Origin of the sequence: Evansella sp. AB-P1 (assembly GCF_029688925.1) — a bacterium.
Classification (GTDB): domain Bacteria; phylum Bacillota; class Bacilli; order Bacillales; family Salisediminibacteriaceae; genus Evansella.
The window spans coordinates 17,155-37,832 of the sequence record NZ_JARUKY010000008.1 but is presented as its reverse complement, the minus strand read 5'-3'; the positions used below and the strand labels follow the sequence as shown (position 1 = coordinate 37,832).

Below are 20,678 nucleotides of genomic sequence, written 5' to 3'. Positions count from 1 at the left end.
GGGTGGTTCATGCGTTTCTGACGGACGCTTTCACCACAGGCATAAGTGCGACATCTGTTCATGCTTCACAGTGTCTTCTTTACCGCGGGCAATGCTTCAGCCTCTACACTATACATTTCTAAAGTACATGGTCCTGTCTCTGCTTCTGCAAATGTTGCTCTGATGTTATATGCGTCGAGACAACTCGAAGTTTTTCGTGAAGCATTGCTCGTCGCTAGAGTCGCTACATTCGACTCCTGAACTAACGCTTATTTTCAGGGTAGACTAAAAAATACTCTGAAAAATGGTGTTTATAAACAAAACAGTAGATGTTCCTACTATTGCTCCGGCTATCACGTCTGATGGATAGTGTAAACCAATCGTAATTCTTGATATAGAAACGATGATGGCAATAGGTAGTAAAAATAAAGTAAGCTGATAGTCATAGAGCATATATGGAGTTAATAAGGAAAATATTGCTGTTGTATGGCCAGATGGGAAAGATGAATCTTTTAATGGTTTTGCTGTTACGTAGGAGTTGTTTAAAGTAATATAAGGTCGGAAACGTGGAACAATTTTTTTAATCAGTGCAACAATAAGATGGCTTAAAGTAAGTGATACTGCAGAAATAATAACCACGTATTTAAATGATGAATAAAATATTAAGAACGATATGATTGTAAATGAAATCGTAAAGCGTGCTCCACCAAGATGAGTTAGCCAGCCCATTATTTGATGATAAGCAGTCTGTTGCTCATTACGATTAATAATCCGAAAAAATGTACAATCTATGACATGAAAGAAATGGCGTGATTTCTCCATTTGCTGTCACCTCCTTAGGTTTTAGCTTCCTTTTCATCATATTGATAAAATATTAAGTTAACGTAATGCTTATTTGAAGATTTTACTAAGAATTTATAAAAGGAATGTTTTCGTTTCTTCAAAAGATAAGAAAGCATAAAATTTTCACTCTACGTAAGGTGTCTAGGAGACAGGATGTCGATGATTTAACCTTTGCCCACAGGACGTGGGTGTTCTTAGGTTAAATTGAGGCGCCATCACCTCGTGTCAAATAACCTGTCCGCATAAAAAGTAAAAAGCACTTTTAAACGGCCAGAACATTTGCATTTCGGTGGGAGACAGGATGTCGATATTACGCCGTTGCCTACAGGACGTAGGCTGTACTTAGGCGGAATTGGGGCGCATTCCGCTTTTCTTATTAATAATGCAAAAGAAAAAGGACTTCTTGAATTCGAATGAACCAAGAAGTCCTTTTACAATTTAAAGTCTTTAACTATTTTTTTGATTGGAGGGATTTATAATATTGACCTTTTTCAATGTATTCTCTTCGGATACGATCCATGTCCATAATGTCATTATCTTTTAATTTCCGGACCACTTTAGCAGGTCTACCGAAAGCTAACGTTCTAGGTGGGATAACTTTCCCCTGTGGAACGATGCTCCCTGCACCGATAAATGCACCTTCACCTATTTGTGCACCGTCAAGGATTATGGAACCCATCCCGATTAATGCATGTTTTTTAACAGTACAGCTATGTAATATACATTGGTGACCAATTGTTACCCCATCTTCAAGAATAAGGGGGTAACCTGGACTTTGGTGAAGTACGCTATTATCTTGCACATTTACATGCTTACCTATAATTGTTGGAGAAACATCTCCTCTGATGACAGTATTAAACCAAATACTAGTCTTTTCTCCTATGGAAACATCTCCTGTTATGACAGTACCTTCTGCTATAAAGGCAGTTTCATCAATTTCTGGTTCTTTATCTTTATACGGATAAATCATGCAACCTTTCCTCCTCATTAATTTATTCAGTTTCTTCATTACATTAAATTTTTTCAAGTTTCCAAGTAATTTTCTCTAGTTTATCAAATTATATTTAAAATAGAAATGTTGAAATGATGTCACTTGACGAATGGGATTATAAAATAGAAGATAATAAATAGAGAAAGCGAGGTGGCATGATGTGGAAATGGGAAGCTGAAGAACCAAAAGGAGTGTTTGTGATTATTCACGGTGCAGGAGAATATCATGTCCGTTATGAATGGGTAGTGAACCAACTCCACTCACTAGGATATCACGTAATTATAGGGGATTTACCTGGGCAAGGAAAGACTGAAGGGCCCCGTGGACATGTTAATTCCTTTAATGATTATAAAGAAGTATTGGAAAAATGGTTAAGTGAAGGGAAGAAATACAATTTACCTGTTGTGTTACTGGGCCATAGTATGGGGGGATTGATATCCATCTATACCCTTCAGTCTCTTAAAGAAGTTGAATTACCTGACGTTGTTATTCTATCGTCCCCATGTTTAGGTTTAACCAATCCTCCTAAGAAATCTAAAAAAATTGCTGCACGTGTGTTAAATGTTGTTCATCCAAGCTTTCGTTTTCCATCTGGTCTTGCTCCTGGGTCTGGAACTCGTGACGAAAGGATGCGTCAAAGGGATTTAAATGATTCTTTATTAATAAAAAGAGTAAGTGTTAGATGGTATAGTGAACTAGAAAAAGCAATGGATATCTCACATAGACAAGTAGATAGTTTTCCTAATGTTCCCTTATTAGTTATGCAGGGAGGGAACGATTTAATTGTGGATAAAGAGAAGGTAATATCGTGGTTTAATCGTTTACCAATTCATAATAAATACTATAAAGAATGGGATGGTTTGTACCACGAAGTACTCAATGAGCCTGAGAGGAATAAAGTACTTGCCCATTTACTTGGGTTTGTAACAATACAGTTGTCGTGTTAACCTACTTTCTAAGATGCTAAAAATTGTTTGAATTGCACCATTGACCCTTGAAAGTAGGCAATGGTGCAATAAAGGTTTTACTACTCAAGAAAGATAGATTAAATAAAAATGGAGGAGACATTTGTGAGTATTCCAACTACCTCGTGGACGTTAATGTATCAGGTTTATAAAAAGGTTTTACCAAAAGTTCATGAATTTTTGAACATTTGGAAGGAAAAAGCAAAAGACATTCCAGATCCTGAGTTAAGACAGCAAGCACTAGCAAGTATTGAAACGAAGACCTTTCACTGCGAAGGTGGAGCTATTTACGGATTATTAGCACAAGAAAAAAGAGTGGAAGCTATTAAATTTATTGTTGCTTATCAGACAATAAGTGATTACTTAGATAATCTTTGTGATCGTAGTACATCCTTAGATCCTAATGATTTTCGTGCACTACATGAATCCATGCCAGATGCATTAACTCCTAATGCAGCAATTAAAGACTACTACCGTTATCGAGAGGAAAAAAATGATGGAGGTTATTTAGCTTCGTTAGTAAAAACTTGTCAGGACTGTATAAAGCAGTTTCCTAGCTATGAGGCTGTGCAAGAGAGTAATATTACTCTTGCTGAATTGTATAGTGATTTGCAAGTACATAAGCATGTCAAATTAGAAGAACGTGTTCCAAGATTAGAGGCTTGGTTTAAACAACATAAACAAAGTGTTCCTCCAATGAGCTGGTATGAATTTTCTGCAAGCTGTGGATCCACTCTTGGCATCTTTTGCTTAACTTCCTACTCTGCTGCAAATGAAAATATGACATTATCACAAGTAAATAAGATTAAAGCAGGGTATTTCCCTTGGGTTCAAGGGTTACACATATTGATGGATTATTTTATCGATCAAGAAGAGGACAAGGCTGGTGGAGATCTGAATTTTTGTTTTTATTATGAAAATGAAGACGAAATGATAGAAAGAATGAAGCATTTTTACTTTGAAGCTGATAGGAGTATACGAAATCTTCCTGATTGGAAGTTTCATCGATTAATAAATAATGGATTATTAGCGATCTATTTGGCTGATGATAAAGTTAAAAATAATCCTGATTTAAAGAAAAAAGGGAATGAATTTATCCGTAGCGGTGGCGCACCAACACTGTTTTTTTATATTAACGGTTGGATTTATCGTCGTAAAAGTGGAACATAATAAAAAGATAAAATATCTTAAGAAAAAGATAGAACCTAGTCTGTAACTAGGTCCTATCTTTTATGGAGTATTAGAATACTCTTTATCTTTTTTCAACTCCAATAATAAATGGGGGATTGTTCATTTGATTTGTAAATCGATACTCAAGAACATGATACTGATCCTGTGGTAATTTACGTACATATGGAACGAGTAGTTCTTTTTCAAATTTCCCCTCTGGATGTCCATGATATACTACTAGGACTAAAATCCCACCTTTTCTGAGGTGAAGTAAGATTTTCTCTACTGCAGAAATAGTTGTGTCAGGTGTGGTAACAATTCCTTTGTCTCCACCTGGGAAGTAACCTAAGTTAAAGATAGCCCCAGCAACTTGATGATGGTGTTCTTTTTCTAAGTGATTTAAAACATTTTCATGTCCGTCATGTATTAGTGTTGCAACATGCTCCATGTTTTCTTTTAGAAGTCTATCATATGTTGCATTTATTGCTTCCTCTTGTATATCAAAGCTATACACCTTGCCTGTTTTTCCTACTAATTTTGTTAGGAATAACGTGTCATGGCCGTTACCAGCAGTTCCGTCAATAACGATATCACCTTCTGAAACAACTTTATTTAATAACTCTCTAGCAAAAGGTAATACTCCTAATAGGTTCATCGTATCGTAACTCCTTTTTTACCTTCAGAGAGCTTTCCTTGCCAACTGTTTCTTCGTTTCAATTCTGCATCGATACTATTTAATACTTCCCATTTGTTCAAACTCCACATTGGACCTATCATTAAGTCTGCAGGACCATCTCCTGTTAGTCGGTGGATGATCATTGATTCAGGGATTACCTCTAGTTGATCACAAACGAGATTCACGTATTCCTCAAGTGACATGAATTGAAGCATGCCTTTTTCATACTGCTTTACCATTGGTGTCTTCTTCAAAAGATGGAGTAAATGTATTTTTATACCTTGAACATCCAATTGAGCTACTTCTTTTGCAGTTTCCATCATCATGTCGTATGTTTCTAATGGAAGGCCGTTTATTATATGTGAACAAACTCGTATGTTGTGCTTTCTTAATTTCTTTACCCCTTCCACATAGCACTCATAATCATGGGCTCGATTGATAAGTGAAGCTGTTTTTTCATGAACCGTTTGTAAGCCTAATTCTACCCATAAGTAGGTTCGTTTATTGAGATCAGCTAAATATTCCACTACATCATCTGGGAGACAATCAGGACGGGTTGCGATGGAAAGGCCTACTACTCCTTCTTGTTCTAAAATGACTTCGTACATTTCTTTTAATTCTTCAACAGGAGCATATGTGTTTGTATAAGCTTGAAAGTATCCAATATATTTTGCAGATTTCCATTTTTGGTGAAGCTTTTCTTTAATTGTATTAAATTGTGTTATCAGATCATCTCTGCGATTTCCAGCAAAATCTCCTGATCCTCTTTCACTACAAAATGTGCAACCACCACTAGCAACATTTCCATCCCTATTTGGACAATCAAATCCTCCATCTAAGGAAACCTTGAAAACCTTTTCTCCAAAATGCTGTTTTAAATGTGCACTCCAAGTATAATATCTTTTTTCTCCAAAAATAGGAGGGATGTTTTCTTTCATTAGTTATCAAGAACGTCCTTTCAAAACGATAATATTTTTAACTCTTACTATTATCCACTTTTTCTGTAATTCTTTTAATATCCTATCATAGTTAATGTAGACTGTCACAGACATACATAATGTTTAAAAGTTAAAAAATGTAATCATCTAATAAAATAATATCTTGTTCTTAAATTATTCTAATAAATTTATTGATAATTAATCTTTCGTGGCATAAAATTTACTTAGTAATACGAAATAAGGGGGATATTCATGCCTAAAGCTATTTGGATACTCGTTATTGGTATGGCCATTAATGTAACAGGGGCCTCTTTTTTATGGCCTTTAAATACAATATATATGAGTCAAGTATTAGGACAGCCTTTAACGATTGCTGGGCTTGTTCTTATGTTTAATGGAGGAGCAGGAATCATTGGTAATCTAATTGGTGGAAAACTCTTCGATCGCATTGGAGGTTACCGTACAATTATTTTAGGTTTAATGATTACAACAACAAGCGCTTTTATTTTAGCAATGCTACATCAGTCTTTTGTTGCTTATGTAACACTGCTTATGGGCTTAGGGTTTGGAGCAGGCTTAATGGTACCATGTATGTATGCTTTAGCTGGAGCCGTTTGGCCAGAGGGGGGACGTCGGCCCTTTAATGCTATGTATGTGGCACAAAATGTAGGTGTTGCTACTGGAGCAGCCATTGGAGGCTTTCTTGCTAGCCATCGATTTGATTTCGTTTTCTTTGGAAATGGTATGATGTATCTTGTATTTTTCATTTTGGTACTTTTCTTTTTTAATCAGCTTCAAGGAGAAAGAGAAGAAGGGTCTACAACCAATGTATTTGAACAAAGTACAGTAGTGGAAAGTAAAAAGAGGTTTCATGCTTTACTCATTTTATGCTCCGGCTTTCTTATTTGCTGGGTTGCATATACGCAGTGGGCATCTACGATTTCTGTACACACGCAAAATATAGGGATTCCCCTAAGTCAATACAGTTTATTATGGACAATAAATGGAGCAATGATTGTATTTTGTCAGCCGTTTATAAAGTTTTTTATTGTACGTTGGATCCAATCGTTAAAATCTCAAATTTATGTTGGTGTCTGTATTTTCATGACAGCCTATCTCGTATTATCACAAGCGGAAATCTTTCCTGCATTTCTCGCTGCTATGGTTATCTTAACGATAGGTGAAATGTTTGTTTGGCCAGCAATTCCTACCATCGCCCATCAGCTTGCACCAAAGGGGAAAGCTGGTTTTTATCAAGGGATTGTGAATAGTGTTGGAACTGGTGGACGGCTGATAGGTCCATTTTTTGGTGGATTATTAGTGGATTTATATGGCATGTCTGTTCTATTTTATATTTTGACATTGTTACTAATTATTCCAATTATAACTACTATTGTTTTTGATAGGAAACTACAAGGTTTTTCGTTTACTAGAAAAAAAATTGAGTCTCGTGCATCCTAAGGAAGGATTCAATGTTTAATTGTTTTGAAATTGGTATATCATATTAATAAATCTTGCTTGACACTAACGTCTTGCATGCATACAATAACAAGTAATTACACTATATGAATATATTGAAAGATGACGACAAGGAATAGTAATGTATTAGTATGATACAGAGAGTTGACGGTCGGTGAAAGTTAACCATAATGATGCATGAACTCACCTTGGAATCGTAAAGAAGAACGGATTAGGTAACTTATAGATGAAGTTACGACTTAGATCTTATTAATCTTTAACGTTAACCTACGTTACAGGTATGAGTGAGTGTACATTTCTATGTACACTAACGTGGGTGGTACCGCGGGATGGATTTATAGCCTCTCGTCCCTATATTTATTAGGGATGGGAGGCTTTTGTTTATTTTTTGGAGGTGCTATTACATAAGTTATTTAATTTTTATAGATATCTTATCGTCGTCTTGAGATATGAACAAGGGAGGTTTTTGCGATGGCATTTGACCATCTACAAGTAGAAAAAAAGTGGCAAAAGTTTTGGGAAGAAAAAAAGACTTTTAAAGTAGAGGATGACCCAACGAAGGAAAAGTTCTATGCACTAGATATGTTTCCATATCCATCTGGGGCAGGCTTACATGTAGGACATCCTGAAGGGTATACAGCAACAGACATTTTATCTCGTATGAAACGTATGCAAGGCTATAACGTTTTACACCCAATGGGCTGGGATGCTTTCGGTTTACCTGCAGAACAATATGCATTAGACACTGGAAGACATCCGCGAGAGTTCACATTAAAAAATATTGATACTTTCCGTAATCAAATTAAAGCTTTAGGTTTTTCTTATGATTGGGATCGTGAAGTAAATACAACAGATGAAAAATATTATAAATGGACACAATGGATCTTTTTGAAGCTATATGAAAAAGGATTAGCTTATATTGATGAAGTAGCAGTAAACTGGTGTCCTGCATTAGGTACTGTCTTAGCAAATGAAGAGGTTATTGATGGGAAAAGTGAACGTGGTGGTCATCCTGTTGAACGTCGTCCGATGAAGCAGTGGATGCTAAAGATAACGGCATATGCTGATCGTTTATTAGAAGACCTAGAAGAACTTGATTGGCCAGAAAGTATTAAGGATATGCAACGAAATTGGATCGGTCGTTCAGAAGGGGCTGACGTACGTTTTGATATTGTAGGTGTAAATGATTCGATTACTGTATTCACAACTAGACCTGATACCCTTTACGGTGCTACGTATCTTGTTTTAGCACCTGAGCACAAGCTTGTTGATGCAATTGTATCAGAAGAACAGCGTAGTGAAGTGGAAGGCTATCAGAAGAAAGTAGCTACGAAAAGTGATTTAGAAAGAACGGAGCTAGCTAAGGAAAAAACGGGGGTATTTACTGGAGCTTATGCTGTACATCCAGTTACAGGAGAAAATGTTCCTATTTGGATAGCAGATTATGTGCTAGTAAATTATGGTACAGGTGCCATCATGGCAGTACCAGGTCATGATGAACGAGACTTTGAGTTTGCTCAACAATTTGATTTGCCAATTAAAGAAGTAGTATCTGGTGGTGACCTTTCAAAAGAAGCGTACACAGGTGACGGTCCTCATGTAAATTCCGATTTTTTGGATGGATTAAACAATACAGATGCAATAAGTAAGATGATTGACTGGCTTGAAGAAAATAACCGTGGTGAAAAGAAGGTGACGTATCGTCTTCGTGATTGGTTGTTCAGTCGTCAGCGTTATTGGGGAGAACCGATTCCAATTATTCATTTTGAAGACGGTACAATGAAGCCTGTTCCTGAAGAAGAACTGCCTTTAACACTTCCAGATTTAGAGGAATTCAAGCCGTCTGGTACAGGAGAATCTCCATTAGCCAATGCGGAGGACTGGCTAATGGTTACGGATCCAGAAACAGGGAAAAAAGGACGTCGTGAAACAAATACGATGCCACAGTGGGCTGGTAGCTGCTGGTATTACTTACGATATATCGATCCACATAACGAGGAAGCACTAGCAGACCAAGAATTATTAAAGCGTTGGCTTCCAGTTGATATTTATATTGGTGGAGCAGAGCACGCAGTGTTACATTTGCTTTATGCTCGTTTCTGGCACAAGGTTCTATATGATATTGGTGTTGTTCCGACGAAAGAGCCTTTCCAAAAGCTATACAACCAAGGAATGATCTTGGGAGAAAATAATGAAAAAATGAGTAAGTCAAAAGGAAACGTTGTAAATCCTGACGATATTGTAGAAAGCCATGGTGCAGATACACTCCGTTTATATGAAATGTTTATGGGACCGCTTGATGCGTCTATCGCTTGGAGTACAACAGGATTAGATGGTGCTCGTCGTTTCCTTGATCGTGTTTGGCGTCTCATTGTTCAAGATAGTGGTGAGTTAAATCCAGCTATTGTAGATGGGCAAGCTACAAAAGAGATGACGCGAACATATCATCAAACAGTGAAGAAAGTGACAGAGGATTTCGAAGGTCTTCGATTTAATACAGGAATTTCACAAATGATGGTGTTTGTTAATGAAGCGTATAAACAAGATACATTGTCAAAATCTCAGATTGAAGGCTTTGTGAAGCTTTTATCTCCAGTGGCACCACACTTAAGTGAAGAGCTTTGGAGTCGACTAGGTCATGAAGATACAATATCTTATCAAACATGGCCAATCTATGATTCCTCTCTTTTAGTACAAAATGAAGTTGAAATTGCTGTACAGGTAAATGGAAAGGTTCGTGCAAAGCTTGTCATTGCTAAGGATGCGAACAGGGAAGAAATGGAGAAAAAGGCCATGGAAATTGATAAAGTAAAAGAAGAGATTGAAACAAAAACAGTGCGCAAAGTTATCGCTGTTCCAGGAAAGCTAGTAAACATTGTAGCTAATTAAATAAAAAAACTGAGGGCACTGTAATAGTGCACCTCAGTTTTTTTATTCTTCCCACATATTCATTGCAGCTGCTTGTCCTGCTGTGTACCCTGTTGAGAAAGCAACTGTAATGTTATACCCCCCTGTATACCCATGAATATCTAGCACTTCTCCACAAAAAAACAAACCTTTCATATATTTTGATTCCATCCTCTTTGGTTTGATTTCCTTTACGGAAACTCCGCCACCAGTAACAAATGCTTTTTCAATAGATAAGGTTCCAGTTGCATGGATTAATAGGTTTTTCGCATTACTTGCTAGTGTTCTTAATTTATCCTTTGAAATTTCGGTTCTAACTACTAATGGATCAATAATGGAAACATCAAGTAGAATTGGGATGATGCGTTCAGGAAGCCATCCACTTAATACATTTTTAATTGCCTTCTTTGGGTTTGAATCAAGGAGTTCGTTTAGTTGAGTTAATACTCCCTCTATTCCTAAAGTTGGAAAAAGGTCTAAAGATATTGGAACAGTATTTACTTGATGCTTTTTCTTTGCTTTTACAACATATTGACTACAACGTAATGCAATGGGACCTGAAATACCGAAGTGAGTAAATACCATGTCTCCATCATGAGAAACAATGGTCTTCTTTGATTTAGGATCTAATACAGTTAATCGAACGTCACGTAATGACAATCCTTGTAGCTCTTTTGTTTTTACAAAGGAATTATTAGCTGTTATTGGTACTTCTGTAGGATAAAGCTCTGTGATAGTATGACCTGCTTTTTTTGCCCATGGATATCCATCACCAGTACTGCCAGTATGAGGAACAGATTTTCCTCCAACGGCTATAATAACATTCGGTGCCTCAATGATTTCACCAGAGGTTAACTTTATTCCCTTTACCTTTTTTTCTTGTTGATTAAAAAGGACATCCTTTACTTCCGTTCCAGTACGAATGTCTACCTTTAAATTCCTAATTCGATCAATCAATGTTTTGACGACCGTAATGGCTTTGTCGTTTACAGGAAACATTCTTCCACGATCTTCTTCCTTTAGTTCAATACCTAGGTTTTCAAAAAAACGGATAATATCCTCATTATTAAAATTAGAAAAAGGACTATACATGAATCGACCGTTGCCTGGAATATTAGCAATGATTTCTTCCACATGAGCACGGTTTGTTACATTACACCGACCGCCACCAGAAATTGCTAATTTTCGTCCTAGTTTATTTCCTTTATCAATAAGAAGAACTTTTGCCCCATATTCGCCAGCTGCAACAGCAGCCATCAAACCAGCAGGTCCTCCTCCAATTACGATAACATCTGCTTTCATTTTCATTCACCATCTTTCTCACCATTCATAAATAAGATAGCATGTTTTTATACAAAAACCAAAAGGCTTGAAAATAAGATCTTATTAATTAAGGAGTAAATATCACGAAATTACGGCAAAGATCATTATATATGTGTATAAGAGGTGAATAGATCAGTTCACATGTTATATTCTTTATTTTTTTTATAAAAACTCTATTTTATTTCTGTTTTTAATGTGATACACTTCAGATGGAAAAAAAATAACGTTAAATTATGGGAAGGAGGAGAGGCACATGTTTCAAAACTTAATGAAGAAGTTTGAAACAAAGCGTGCTGTGTGGGCACAAGAAACACAGCAACGTATTATGGAGTATGCAGAGCAAGAAAGACTAGAAGCATTAAAAAGAATGGAATTTGAAGAAAATCAGAAGTCGATTTTAAACAATGAGGTGGAAAAGTATCTGAGGACGGTTCACCCTGCATTTTTGTTAAAGCCAGAGGTTTACAAGGCAGTCTTGAACATGTTGCATGCTCGCTCCGAAGGTACAGTTAGTGTTAATATTAATATGACGAAGGATATGCGAAAAGCATATAACTATTATCATAATGAACTAAAAGTATTCTTAAGATTACTTGAGAAAAAAGGATATAATTTTACGGGAAATGAAGAAGTATTTTTAAATACGTTTATTACAAAGCTTAGAGAAAAGAACTATCGTCAATGTTTTGATCAATACGGTGATTTTGTTCCAAAACAATCTACAATTTTTGAAGCATTTGATTGCTATTTCGAAGTTGTTGATGATAAAGAAAAATACGATAGTGGTCATGTAGATTTCTTTGCGATTTATCTAAATCAAAAGGGAATTGTTGATTTTCACTGGACAAAATCTCGTTTAAAAAGAAAATTAAAGCAATATGAAAAGATGCATAAGGATGAATTTAAATTAAAACAGCTTGAAAAGCGATTAGAGAATATTAGCTAACTGTATGAAAAAAAGAACGCCCAGTTGTGGCGTTCTTTTTCTTATGTAATGTAAAAATTAGTTTTCATTTTCCACTTCTTTTTGCATCTTTCTAAGTATCGAAATAATGGCACGGTTTTGGACAACCTGTTCTTCAGCTGCTGTTTTAATTTTATAAATCCATAGTACTACTAAAATAGTAAGTACAATTGGAACAATATATAATAATAAAGCTAATATAAGTGCAAAAAATTCCATGTCATACACCTCATTTTAAATTTGATTATCTTTATTATACATTTAGTGTAACATAGCTCCATGTGGGAAAAATAACCTAAAATATTTACCGTTTTTTGGGGAGTGTAATCTTTCATTTTAGAAAATAATAATGATACGGTATGATAGGATAAAGGGGGAAGAAGAAAATGAAAAAAGTATCTATTTTAATGGTAGGGGCAGGTAGAATGGCAGAGGCTATTATTGCAGGTCTTGTTAAAGATCGAAGGAGCATAGATCGTTTAACAGTAACTAACCTACAAAATAAAGAAAAGTTAATTAATATAAAAAATACATATAAGGTTGAGACTTCATCCAAGTGGGAAGAAGAAATCCATAGACACGATGTTATCATTTTAGCGACACCACCACAAACACAAGAGGAACAACTAGAAAGTATACATTCTGTATATAACAATCAGCTAGTGATTACTGTTGCTGCTGGAATTGATCCAACCTATATGGAAAAGCGATTACCTGAGAATGCTGCTGTTTGTTGGATCATGCCAAACACAGCAGCACAGGTTGGCAAATCAATGTCCACGTATGTTTGTGGAAAAAATGTTAGTACAGAACAACGAGAAATCATTACATTTATTTTATCTGCAATTGGTAATTCAGAGGAACTAACAGAACAGCAGGTTCATGATTTGACAGCAATAACTGGGAGTGCGCCTGCTTTTGTCTATTCTTTTGTGGAAGCATTAGAAGGTGCAGCATTAGAGTATGGAATTACACTAGAGCAAAGTCGTAATTTAGTATCTAACATGTTAAAGGGTTCAGCTGCAATGCTTGAGGAAGGCTATGAACCTAGCGAATTAATTGCACAGGTTGCTTCACCAGGTGGTTCTACTGCAGAGGGATTAAAGGTTTTTCATGAGAAAGGATTTAAAGAAATTGTTCATGAAGCAGTGAAAGCAACGAACGAACATGCGAGAGGGCATGGGAAATGAATGATGAATATAACGAATGAGAGGATTTGAATTTACATATGATAAAGAAAATTTCTATTGAAACGAACTCACGTGATGAGATGATTGATGTTTCTAGGGAAGTGAAGAAATATGTAAAAGATCAAGGAGTATTAAATGGTGTTATCTATGTTTACTGTCCCCATACGACGGCTGGAATTACGATAAACGAAAATGCCGATCCTGACGTAAAGCATGATATGTTAATGAGATGGGATGAAGTTTATCCGTGGACACATAAAAAATACCGTCACGGAGAAGGAAATTCAGCATCTCATTTAAAAGCAAGTACCGTTGGTGCTTCTCAAGTAATCATTATTCAAGATGGAGAACTAATCCTCGGTACATGGCAAGGAATCTATTTTTGTGAATTTGATGGGCCAAGAATGCGAACGATGGTTTTAAAGATTATTGAGGGGTAACTTTGCAATATAAATAAGCTTGAAGGAGTTTATCTAGTAAGCTCCTTCAAGTTTATTAAAAATAATAATTTCTATTATTCCCTTTCATATACTCCTAAATATTCTTCTAATGTGACTCCAGTTTCATAAATTTCTGTTGCTGCTTCCTTTCCTACATACCGTAAATGCCATGGTTCGTACGTATAACCTGTAATGGCTTCAAGTCCCTTTGGATATCGAACGATATATCCATAATTATGAGCATTTTCAGATATCCATTTTCCTTCTGGAGTCTCTCCGAAATTCGTTGTTAACATAAAGCTTACTGTCCGGTTCGTTACATCCATTGCTAGACCTGTTTGGTGTTCACTTTCTCCTGGAAATGCACTTGTTTCGTTAGCCCGTTCAAACCCGTGTTGACCAACATTGTTTGGAAAAATTTGTTTTTGTGTAAAAAAGCTACGGTATCCTGAAGTGGCATATAGCTCTAACCCTTCTTCTTCTATAGCTTGGAACATTTTTTCTAATGCGTGTGCCGCTTCTTTTCGCAAATATTGCCGTTCATGATATTCTTCATTAGAAAATGGTACATTAGGAATGATTAAATCTGCTGGTTCATAATCACGAGGTAGCACATACTCTTTATTCACTAAGACCAATATGTCTTCTGGATTGTCCACAATCTTCTTTTGGTTGGAGTCGTACGGTATTTCTTTGATATAGGAACTATTTACCCAACCTTCTATATTGTCAGTAAATATATATGTCCAGTCTTCTTCTTGATCCAATGCAAATACATGAACTCCATTATTTAATTGATCGACCGATTCAGCATTATTATTAGGTTCCTTTCGAACATTTAAAGATGAATTAACAAGAACCATAGCTTCAAATAGAATGTTATCTGGAACATATACAGCAGATGCTGACACTATTTCCTCTTCACTCTTCTGTTCCTCCTCAACGCTTGAATCTTCATGGTCATTATCTTCTTTATTATTGTTATTCCCTTCGTTTTTTACCTCATTATCTACATTTATTTCTCCCTGATTGGAAGAGTTTGAGTTTGTAGACTCTTGATCTAGTGTACATCCACTAATGATTAGGAAGGATGTAATAAGTAAAATAATTATTAGACTAATTTTTTTCATAGCTAATTCCCCTTTGTTGCTGTTGTCTTTTTTTATAGTCCTTTATTTCATACAATGAATACATTATCATTTTCATTAACTATTATGAAGATATATTTGAATAGTTACATGATTTTCTACATTATTGAACCAATTATTTTTGCAAAAAACTGCACCTACAATTGACGGATATTGGTTCGCCAGTTGTGGTGCAGTTTAAAAGTTATATATGAATATATATTAATTATCTTGTTCCATTTTTTTCGTTTTTTTCAACTTTCGCTTTTGATAGACAATAATAAAGCAAATAATGATTATTAGAGGAATTAAAATTGGAGAGAGACCAATGGTAAAAATGATCACTCCTGAAAAAAATGATATTAATGCATTCACAGTATCTGCAAATAAACTTTTAGATTTCAACCATGTATTTAAGCTATCTGTCTCTTGAATAGAGGAAACATTTATTGTTTTTTCATTTATATAAATTGTTACGGTTGAGAAAGCAACATTATTTTCTAAATAATTCATTCTTCCCTTTAGTCGTTCTATTTCTTCTTGAATTTTTGTAAGATCATTTGATATTTTTAGTAAATCTTCTGTGTTTTCCGCTTCTTCCATAAATAATAATAAGCGTTCTTCCACTGCTTCCTTTGAACGGAGTCTTGATTCTAAATCAATGTATTCTTCTGTAACATTGTTTCCATGGATTGTTCGTTCTAGAACCTTTGTACTTGTTGATTCCATATCATTCAGAAAGGAGTGGAAATGCTCTTGTGGAATTCTTACAACAAGATTTCCAGATAATCTATCTTCCCCGTGATGATAAATGGACGATTCAACAATATAGCCACCCAATTGCTCTGTATTTTCTTGTATGTCGGCTTGTGCTCTTTTGAAATCGATTACTTCAATGGACAAATTTCCATTGTAAATGATCATTTGTTCCGTTGTATCTCTAGTTGAAAGGTTTTGTTCATCGACTTCTTGATTAGAAGTATTGGACCGTCCGTCTTCAGCCATTTCTCCTTCATAATCCCTACTATATTCTACAAATCCAGCACTATCATTCATGTTTGCTTGTGAATCATTATCAGCACTACTTTCTAAACTGTTATCTCTGTCACTACATCCTAAAAAGAATGTTGACAGTAAAACGAATAAACTAATCGTTAAATAACGTTTTATTTGCTTATTCATCAATTAACCCCCAATAACTGTTTTCTTATTAGACGAATTTTTAAATAGAAGGTTTCATATTATGTATTCATAGATAGCTTATCCAATTTAAGAAAGTGATAAATTTATGAACAAAATGGGATTTGTACTTGCTATTGTTAAGTTTTAGAGAAAGATTTTTTTTTTAATAGTACAAAAAATAAATTACTATTATGTTCTTGTAGGTGATGTGTGTTAAAATTCTAGCAGTATTATAAAAAAGTATTTATTGGAAAAAGTTCCATAATATTAACACATTTTAAATAGTATTAAGGCAGGCGAAAAAAATGTCTGATAATAAACAACTTATACGTGGAACGATGATTTTAACTGCAAGTATTTTTTTATCAAAAATACTTGGGCTTATTTATGTTTTCCCATTTAAAGCAATTGTGGGATTAGACGGTTTAGCATTATATCAGTATGGCTACACCCCTTATACCATTCTGCTAAGTATATCTACGTTAGGAATTCCTTTAGCTGTTTCAAAATTTGTTTCAAAATATAATGCATTAGGGGATTATAGAACAGGGCAACGGCTATTTAAATCAGGCATTGTTGTTATGTCTGTGTCTGGTGCTATTGCCTTTATCGTGTTATTTTTACTTGCAGAACCTATTGCAAGACAAGTTATTGACCCTGATGCACTAAAGGGGAATACGATTGAGGACGCAGTTTTTACCATTAGAATGGTCAGTGTTGCACTTGTCATTGTTCCTGTTATGTCCTTAATAAGAGGATATTTTCAAGGATTTGAGTCAATGGGTCCTACGGCAGTATCACAAGTTATTGAACAGCTTATTCGGATTGTATTTATCCTTCTTCTTACATACTTAATCATTGAAGTATGGCAGGGAGAACTTGGGACAGCTGTTGGATTTGCAACCTTTGGAGCTTTCGTTGGTGCATTAGGGGGCATGGTTGTTCTTCTAGTTTATTGGAGTAAGCGAAAGGGGCATATTCAGCAACAGGTAGAAACAAGTGTTGTGGATCATCAAATTCCCCTAACGAAAATGTATAAGGAGCTTGTTTCCTATGCCGTTCCGATTGCTTTCGTTGGAATTGCTACTCCACTTTTTCAAATGGTGGATTTAATGAGCTTTAATAGGGCTATGATCAGTATTGGATACAGTCAAATGGAAGCGGATATGTATTTTGGAGCATTTGCTCAAGCTGCACACAAGCTAATCTTAATTCCTGTTGCTGTTGCTACTGCACTTTCTCTAACAATTCTTCCAACAGTCACTAAGGCATTTGTTAATAATGAGAGGGAGGAATTACAACGGCATATTACTCAGACTTATCAAATTATATTGTTCATTAGCATTCCAGCTGCACTAGGCCTTGTTCTTTTGTCAAATCCTTTCTATGCTGCATTATTTGGTTTAGAAGATATGGCGATTGGTGCTCCAATTTTAAAGTATTATGCACCTGTAGCTATCTTGTTTTCACTCTTTGCTGTAACAGCATCATTATTACAAGGGATAAACCGACAAAAATTTGTTGTTATAGCCCTTTTAACAGGGTTAGCATTTAAAGCAGTTCTAAATTATCCATTCATTGTCTGGTTTGATGCCTTTGGAGCAATTTTTGCTACAGGCTTAGGCTATGTAATAGCGGTTGGAATCAATATCTGGGCAGTAGGAAAGTATGCAAAGTATAACTATAGCTTTTTATTAAAGCGTATACTACTGATCTCTTTGTTTGCTACCGTAATGGGTATGATTGTTCTTCTTGTTCGAAATGGAATGTATTACTTCGTACCATTAAACTCGAGCATAAATGCTCTTACTACAGCTATTGTTTCTGTAGTAATGGGCTTAGCAGTATACATGTATATGAGCTATCGTTCAGGACTAGCAGGTCAAATATTAGGGAAAAGATTTAAATTTTTATCGAAAAAGAAAAGGCAAAGCTTAGACGGATAGAGTAGAGAAAAGTAGTCTGCATGGTATGAAAACATATATCATGCAGACTACTTTTTATTTTTAGGGTAGGCCGTCCATGCAAGTGGATATTGCACCATGGGGGGATGAAAATGTTCTTTCTAAAGTATACTACCTTCCCACATTTCTTCTTTTCTCCATTTGCGGGGAACATTGGCGGTCTTCTATATTTCCGCAAACCTTCTTTTTCCGATTTGCAGGCTTATAGGCATGCTTCTATGTTACCGCAAACCTTCCTTTTCTGATTTGCAGGCATATAGGCGGTCTTCTATGTTACCGCAAACTTGCTTATTCTGATTTGCAGGCATATAGGCGGTCTTCTATGTTACCGCAAACCTTCCTTTTCTGATTTGCAGGCATATAGGTGGTCTTCTATGTTACTGCAAACTTGCTTTTCCGATTTGCAGGCATATAGGCGGTCTTCTATGTTACCGCAAACTTGCTTATTCTGATTTGCAGGCATATAGGCGGTCTTCTATGTTACTGCAAACTTGCTTTTCCGATTTGCAGGCATATAGGCGGTCTTCTATGTTACCGCAAACTTGCTTATTCTGATTTGCAGGCATATAGGCGGTCTTCTATGTTACTGCAAACTTGCTTTTCCGATTTGCAGGCATATAGGCGGTCTTCTATATTACCGCAAACCTTCTTTTCCATCGTTTGCGGTAACAATAACGGCTTCATTCATCCCGCATTTTTGTTTTTCCACTGTTTCCGGGCTTCTAGAACGCTTCTTATTTTCAGGGTAGACCGCCGATGCAAGTGAAGGCTTGCACCATGGAGGATGAAAATGATTTTAATCCAAATGGAACGAATGATTAACTTGCCCTTTTTTTGTTAATACTGATAAGTTTGATAACACTTATTTTCACGGTAGACTCCAATACAAGTGTAACTTGCACCATGGGGTATGAAAATACATAACAAGAAGTTCATCCGTTTCTGGCAGACGCTTTCACCACAGGCATAAGTGCGATATCTGTTCATGCTTTACAGTGTCTTCTTTACCGTGGGGCGCGGCCTCAACTACCAAGCACTTACTCGGTAAGTGCTTGGGGATTTTCGACTCGCGCTGATCCCACTGGAGTCGCTGCCCTTCACTCCTGAACTAACGCCTATTTTCAGGATAGCAAATAAAAAAGTCCTCTACTTATACAGATAGCATACTTTCTGCTCCATAAGTAAGAGGACCTATAAATAATAATTTTTTGTAAATGAATACTCTCTTTTGTTAATCTATCCACTTTTCAGCCCATTCTTGAAGTTCTTCCATAGCTGATTGTAAATCTTTCCCTTTTTCGGTGAGCCCATATTCTATTCTAACTGGCGTCTCAGGATAAACCGAACGTTCAACTAAGCCAGCTTCCTCTAATTCCTTTAAACGATCTACAAGCATTTTGTCACTCATACTAGGTATCACTGTAGATATATCTTTAAACCGTTGAGGTCCTTGTAATAAAACATTCAAAATAAGTCCGTTCCATCTTTTTCCTAATAGTTGAAAGGCAGATTCAAATTTTGGACATAAATTCACTTGAACCATCGGCATCATCTCCTTCATAACTAGTATATCACAGTCCACTTGATATTTGTAAGTAGCTAAGTATCCCCGATTAACTACTTTATTAATTTGCATATGTTTATGATTCGAAACGAGAAGGTATTGTACATATAGATGACCATCATCTAATACTTATATTTTACTCTTTCTTTCGTCTAAGAGTAAAAACAAAATAGAAAGAATAGGAGTGTCTATCTAATATGACAAAAGTATTAATACCATATTATAGTAGTTACGGTCATATTTTTACTATGGTTCAAGCTGCTTCAGAAGGAGCAAAAAGTGTTGATGGGGTGGAAGTTAAAATTGCTCGTGTGGAAGAATTTGATGTTGTAAAGAAAGTGATGTCAGAACAAGATGCATATGTACAAGCCCAAAAAAAGCAAGAAAATGTTCCTATAGCAACTCATGAAGATTTAAAATGGGCTGATGGTGTTGTGTGGGGAATCCCAACCCGTTATGGGTCTATGCCTGCACAAATGAAGCAATATTTAGATTCAGCTGGTGGACTTTGGATGAATGGGGAGCTTGAAGGAAAAGTAGCAGGTATTATTACTAGTACCGGTTCTATTCATGGAGGACAAGAAACAACAGCGATTACATCGTTAGTCCCATTGCTGCATTTTGGTTTTATCTATGTTGGTTTACCTTATGGAGAAAACCCTGAACAATTAACTGCAGATGGTATTGGAGGTTCACCTTATGCTGCTTCTACTGTTGCAGGACCAGATGGAAGTGTACAACCAGATGAACGAGATTTAATCATGGCCAAACGTCTTGGAGAACGGGTAGCTAGAATTGCAAAAGCTTTGCATGGATAAGAGAGTTGAGAGTCATCCAGTGATGGATGACTCTCTTTAATTGACACACTAATTATAAGGATTAATTTCAATTAGCCTTATTGAAATTAATTCAACTTTATTGCTCACAGTATAAAGAAAGATTTTTAGAAAAAAATCTTTACATAATAAATGATAGA

22 protein-coding genes and 1 other annotated feature are annotated in these 20,678 nt (G+C 35.8%); of the genes, 10 read left to right on the top strand and 12 right to left on the bottom strand.

The window, feature by feature from the left end:
- Window positions 1–264: 264 nt before the first annotated feature.
- The gene (locus tag QA612_RS09645; protein WP_278283600.1) at window positions 265–801 is read right to left on the bottom strand and encodes a phosphatase PAP2 family protein; all 537 of its coding nucleotides are present in this window, start codon (window positions 799–801) and stop codon (window positions 265–267) included.
- Window positions 802–1,273: 472 nt separating this feature from the next.
- Complete coding sequence (locus QA612_RS09640; RefSeq protein ID WP_278283598.1) at window positions 1,274–1,792, bottom strand: gamma carbonic anhydrase; 519 nt, start codon at window positions 1,790–1,792, stop codon at window positions 1,274–1,276.
- Between the two features lie 176 nt (window positions 1,793–1,968).
- On the opposite strand from QA612_RS09640, the gene QA612_RS09635 reads away from it, so the two are divergent.
- Window positions 1,969–2,760: an alpha/beta hydrolase gene (locus QA612_RS09635; protein ID WP_347568868.1), complete on the top strand. Its 792-nt coding sequence runs from the start codon at window positions 1,969–1,971 to the stop codon at window positions 2,758–2,760.
- 123 nt (window positions 2,761–2,883) lie between these two features.
- Entirely contained in the window at window positions 2,884–3,948 is a 1,065-nt protein-coding gene (locus QA612_RS09630) for a tetraprenyl-beta-curcumene synthase family protein (protein WP_278283597.1), read from the top strand.
- Window positions 3,949–4,030: 82 nt separating this feature from the next.
- Here QA612_RS09630 and mnmM read toward each other — a convergent pair whose 3' ends face one another.
- Together mnmM and mnmL are read right to left on the bottom strand one after the other, a co-directional pair.
- A complete protein-coding gene (gene mnmM, locus QA612_RS09625; protein ID WP_278283596.1) occupies window positions 4,031–4,603 on the bottom strand; it encodes a tRNA 5-(aminomethyl)-2-thiouridylate-methyltransferase MnmM in 573 nt (190 codons plus the stop codon).
- Window positions 4,600–5,562: a tRNA modification radical SAM protein MnmL/YtqA gene (mnmL, locus tag QA612_RS09620; RefSeq protein ID WP_278283595.1), complete on the bottom strand. Its 963-nt coding sequence runs from the start codon at window positions 5,560–5,562 to the stop codon at window positions 4,600–4,602. Before mnmL ends, mnmM begins: the two co-directional genes overlap by 4 nt.
- Window positions 5,563–5,814: 252 nt before the next feature.
- Here mnmL and QA612_RS09615 point away from each other — a divergent pair, with 252 nt between their 5' ends.
- Complete coding sequence (locus QA612_RS09615) at window positions 5,815–7,023, top strand: MDR family MFS transporter (protein ID WP_278283594.1); 1,209 nt, start codon at window positions 5,815–5,817, stop codon at window positions 7,021–7,023.
- Window positions 7,024–7,137: 114 nt separating this feature from the next.
- Window positions 7,138–7,397: a binding site (T-box leader), on the top strand.
- Between the two features lie 115 nt (window positions 7,398–7,512).
- Window positions 7,513–9,930, top strand: a complete 2,418-nt coding sequence (gene leuS / locus QA612_RS09610) for a leucine--tRNA ligase (protein ID WP_278283593.1) — start codon at window positions 7,513–7,515, stop codon at window positions 9,928–9,930.
- A 42-nt stretch (window positions 9,931–9,972) separates the two neighbouring features.
- On the opposite strand, the gene QA612_RS09605 is transcribed toward leuS, so the two are convergent.
- Complete coding sequence (locus tag QA612_RS09605; RefSeq protein ID WP_481804434.1) at window positions 9,973–11,250, bottom strand: BaiN/RdsA family NAD(P)/FAD-dependent oxidoreductase; 1,278 nt, start codon at window positions 11,248–11,250, stop codon at window positions 9,973–9,975.
- Window positions 11,251–11,524: 274 nt separating this feature from the next.
- On the opposite strand from QA612_RS09605, the gene QA612_RS09600 reads away from it, so the two are divergent.
- Entirely contained in the window at window positions 11,525–12,217 is a 693-nt protein-coding gene (locus tag QA612_RS09600) for a hypothetical protein (protein ID WP_278283590.1), read from the top strand.
- A 57-nt stretch (window positions 12,218–12,274) separates the two neighbouring features.
- Here QA612_RS09600 and QA612_RS09595 read toward each other — a convergent pair whose 3' ends face one another.
- Complete coding sequence (locus tag QA612_RS09595; RefSeq protein ID WP_278283589.1) at window positions 12,275–12,454, bottom strand: hypothetical protein; 180 nt, start codon at window positions 12,452–12,454, stop codon at window positions 12,275–12,277.
- 167 nt (window positions 12,455–12,621) lie between these two features.
- On the opposite strand from QA612_RS09595, the gene proC reads away from it, so the two are divergent.
- Window positions 12,622–13,425 (top strand): pyrroline-5-carboxylate reductase, encoded by an 804-nt coding sequence (gene proC / locus QA612_RS09590; RefSeq protein ID WP_278283588.1) that lies wholly within the window; start codon window positions 12,622–12,624, stop codon window positions 13,423–13,425.
- Window positions 13,426–13,463: 38 nt separating this feature from the next.
- Entirely contained in the window at window positions 13,464–13,865 is a 402-nt protein-coding gene (locus QA612_RS09585; protein WP_278283587.1) for a secondary thiamine-phosphate synthase enzyme YjbQ, read from the top strand.
- A 74-nt stretch (window positions 13,866–13,939) separates the two neighbouring features.
- Here QA612_RS09585 and QA612_RS09580 read toward each other — a convergent pair whose 3' ends face one another.
- Both QA612_RS09580 and QA612_RS09575 read right to left on the bottom strand, forming a co-directional pair.
- Complete coding sequence (locus QA612_RS09580; protein ID WP_278283586.1) at window positions 13,940–14,995, bottom strand: D-alanyl-D-alanine carboxypeptidase family protein; 1,056 nt, start codon at window positions 14,993–14,995, stop codon at window positions 13,940–13,942.
- A gap of 219 nt (window positions 14,996–15,214) precedes the next feature.
- Complete coding sequence (locus QA612_RS09575) at window positions 15,215–16,174, bottom strand: DUF4349 domain-containing protein (RefSeq protein ID WP_278283585.1); 960 nt, start codon at window positions 16,172–16,174, stop codon at window positions 15,215–15,217.
- Window positions 16,175–16,479: 305 nt separating this feature from the next.
- On the opposite strand from QA612_RS09575, the gene QA612_RS09570 reads away from it, so the two are divergent.
- Both QA612_RS09570 and QA612_RS09565 read left to right on the top strand, forming a co-directional pair.
- The gene (locus tag QA612_RS09570) at window positions 16,480–18,120 is read left to right on the top strand and encodes a putative polysaccharide biosynthesis protein (RefSeq protein WP_278283584.1); all 1,641 of its coding nucleotides are present in this window, start codon (window positions 16,480–16,482) and stop codon (window positions 18,118–18,120) included.
- Window positions 18,121–18,196: 76 nt separating this feature from the next.
- Window positions 18,197–18,346 carry a hypothetical protein gene (locus tag QA612_RS09565; RefSeq protein WP_278283583.1) on the top strand — a complete coding sequence of 50 codons (150 nt, stop codon included), beginning with the start codon at window positions 18,197–18,199 and terminating at the stop codon, window positions 18,344–18,346.
- Window positions 18,347–18,463: 117 nt separating this feature from the next.
- On the opposite strand, the gene QA612_RS09560 is transcribed toward QA612_RS09565, so the two are convergent.
- From QA612_RS09560 to QA612_RS09545, 4 genes are all read right to left on the bottom strand, one after another.
- Entirely contained in the window at window positions 18,464–18,601 is a 138-nt protein-coding gene (locus tag QA612_RS09560; RefSeq protein ID WP_278283582.1) for a hypothetical protein, read from the bottom strand.
- Window positions 18,582–18,704 carry a hypothetical protein gene (locus tag QA612_RS09555; protein ID WP_278283581.1) on the bottom strand — a complete coding sequence of 41 codons (123 nt, stop codon included), beginning with the start codon at window positions 18,702–18,704 and terminating at the stop codon, window positions 18,582–18,584. Before QA612_RS09555 ends, QA612_RS09560 begins: the two co-directional genes overlap by 20 nt.
- Window positions 18,685–18,822, bottom strand: a complete 138-nt coding sequence (locus QA612_RS09550) for a hypothetical protein (RefSeq protein ID WP_278283580.1) — start codon at window positions 18,820–18,822, stop codon at window positions 18,685–18,687. Before QA612_RS09550 ends, QA612_RS09555 begins: the two co-directional genes overlap by 20 nt.
- Before the next feature lie 547 nt (window positions 18,823–19,369).
- Window positions 19,370–19,681, bottom strand: a complete 312-nt coding sequence (locus QA612_RS09545) for a winged helix-turn-helix transcriptional regulator (protein WP_278283579.1) — start codon at window positions 19,679–19,681, stop codon at window positions 19,370–19,372.
- Window positions 19,682–19,899: 218 nt separating this feature from the next.
- Between QA612_RS09545 and wrbA the strand changes: the two genes are divergently transcribed.
- A complete protein-coding gene (gene wrbA, locus QA612_RS09540) occupies window positions 19,900–20,520 on the top strand; it encodes an NAD(P)H:quinone oxidoreductase (protein ID WP_278283578.1) in 621 nt (206 codons plus the stop codon).
- The last annotated feature ends 158 nt before the right edge of the window (window positions 20,521–20,678 follow it).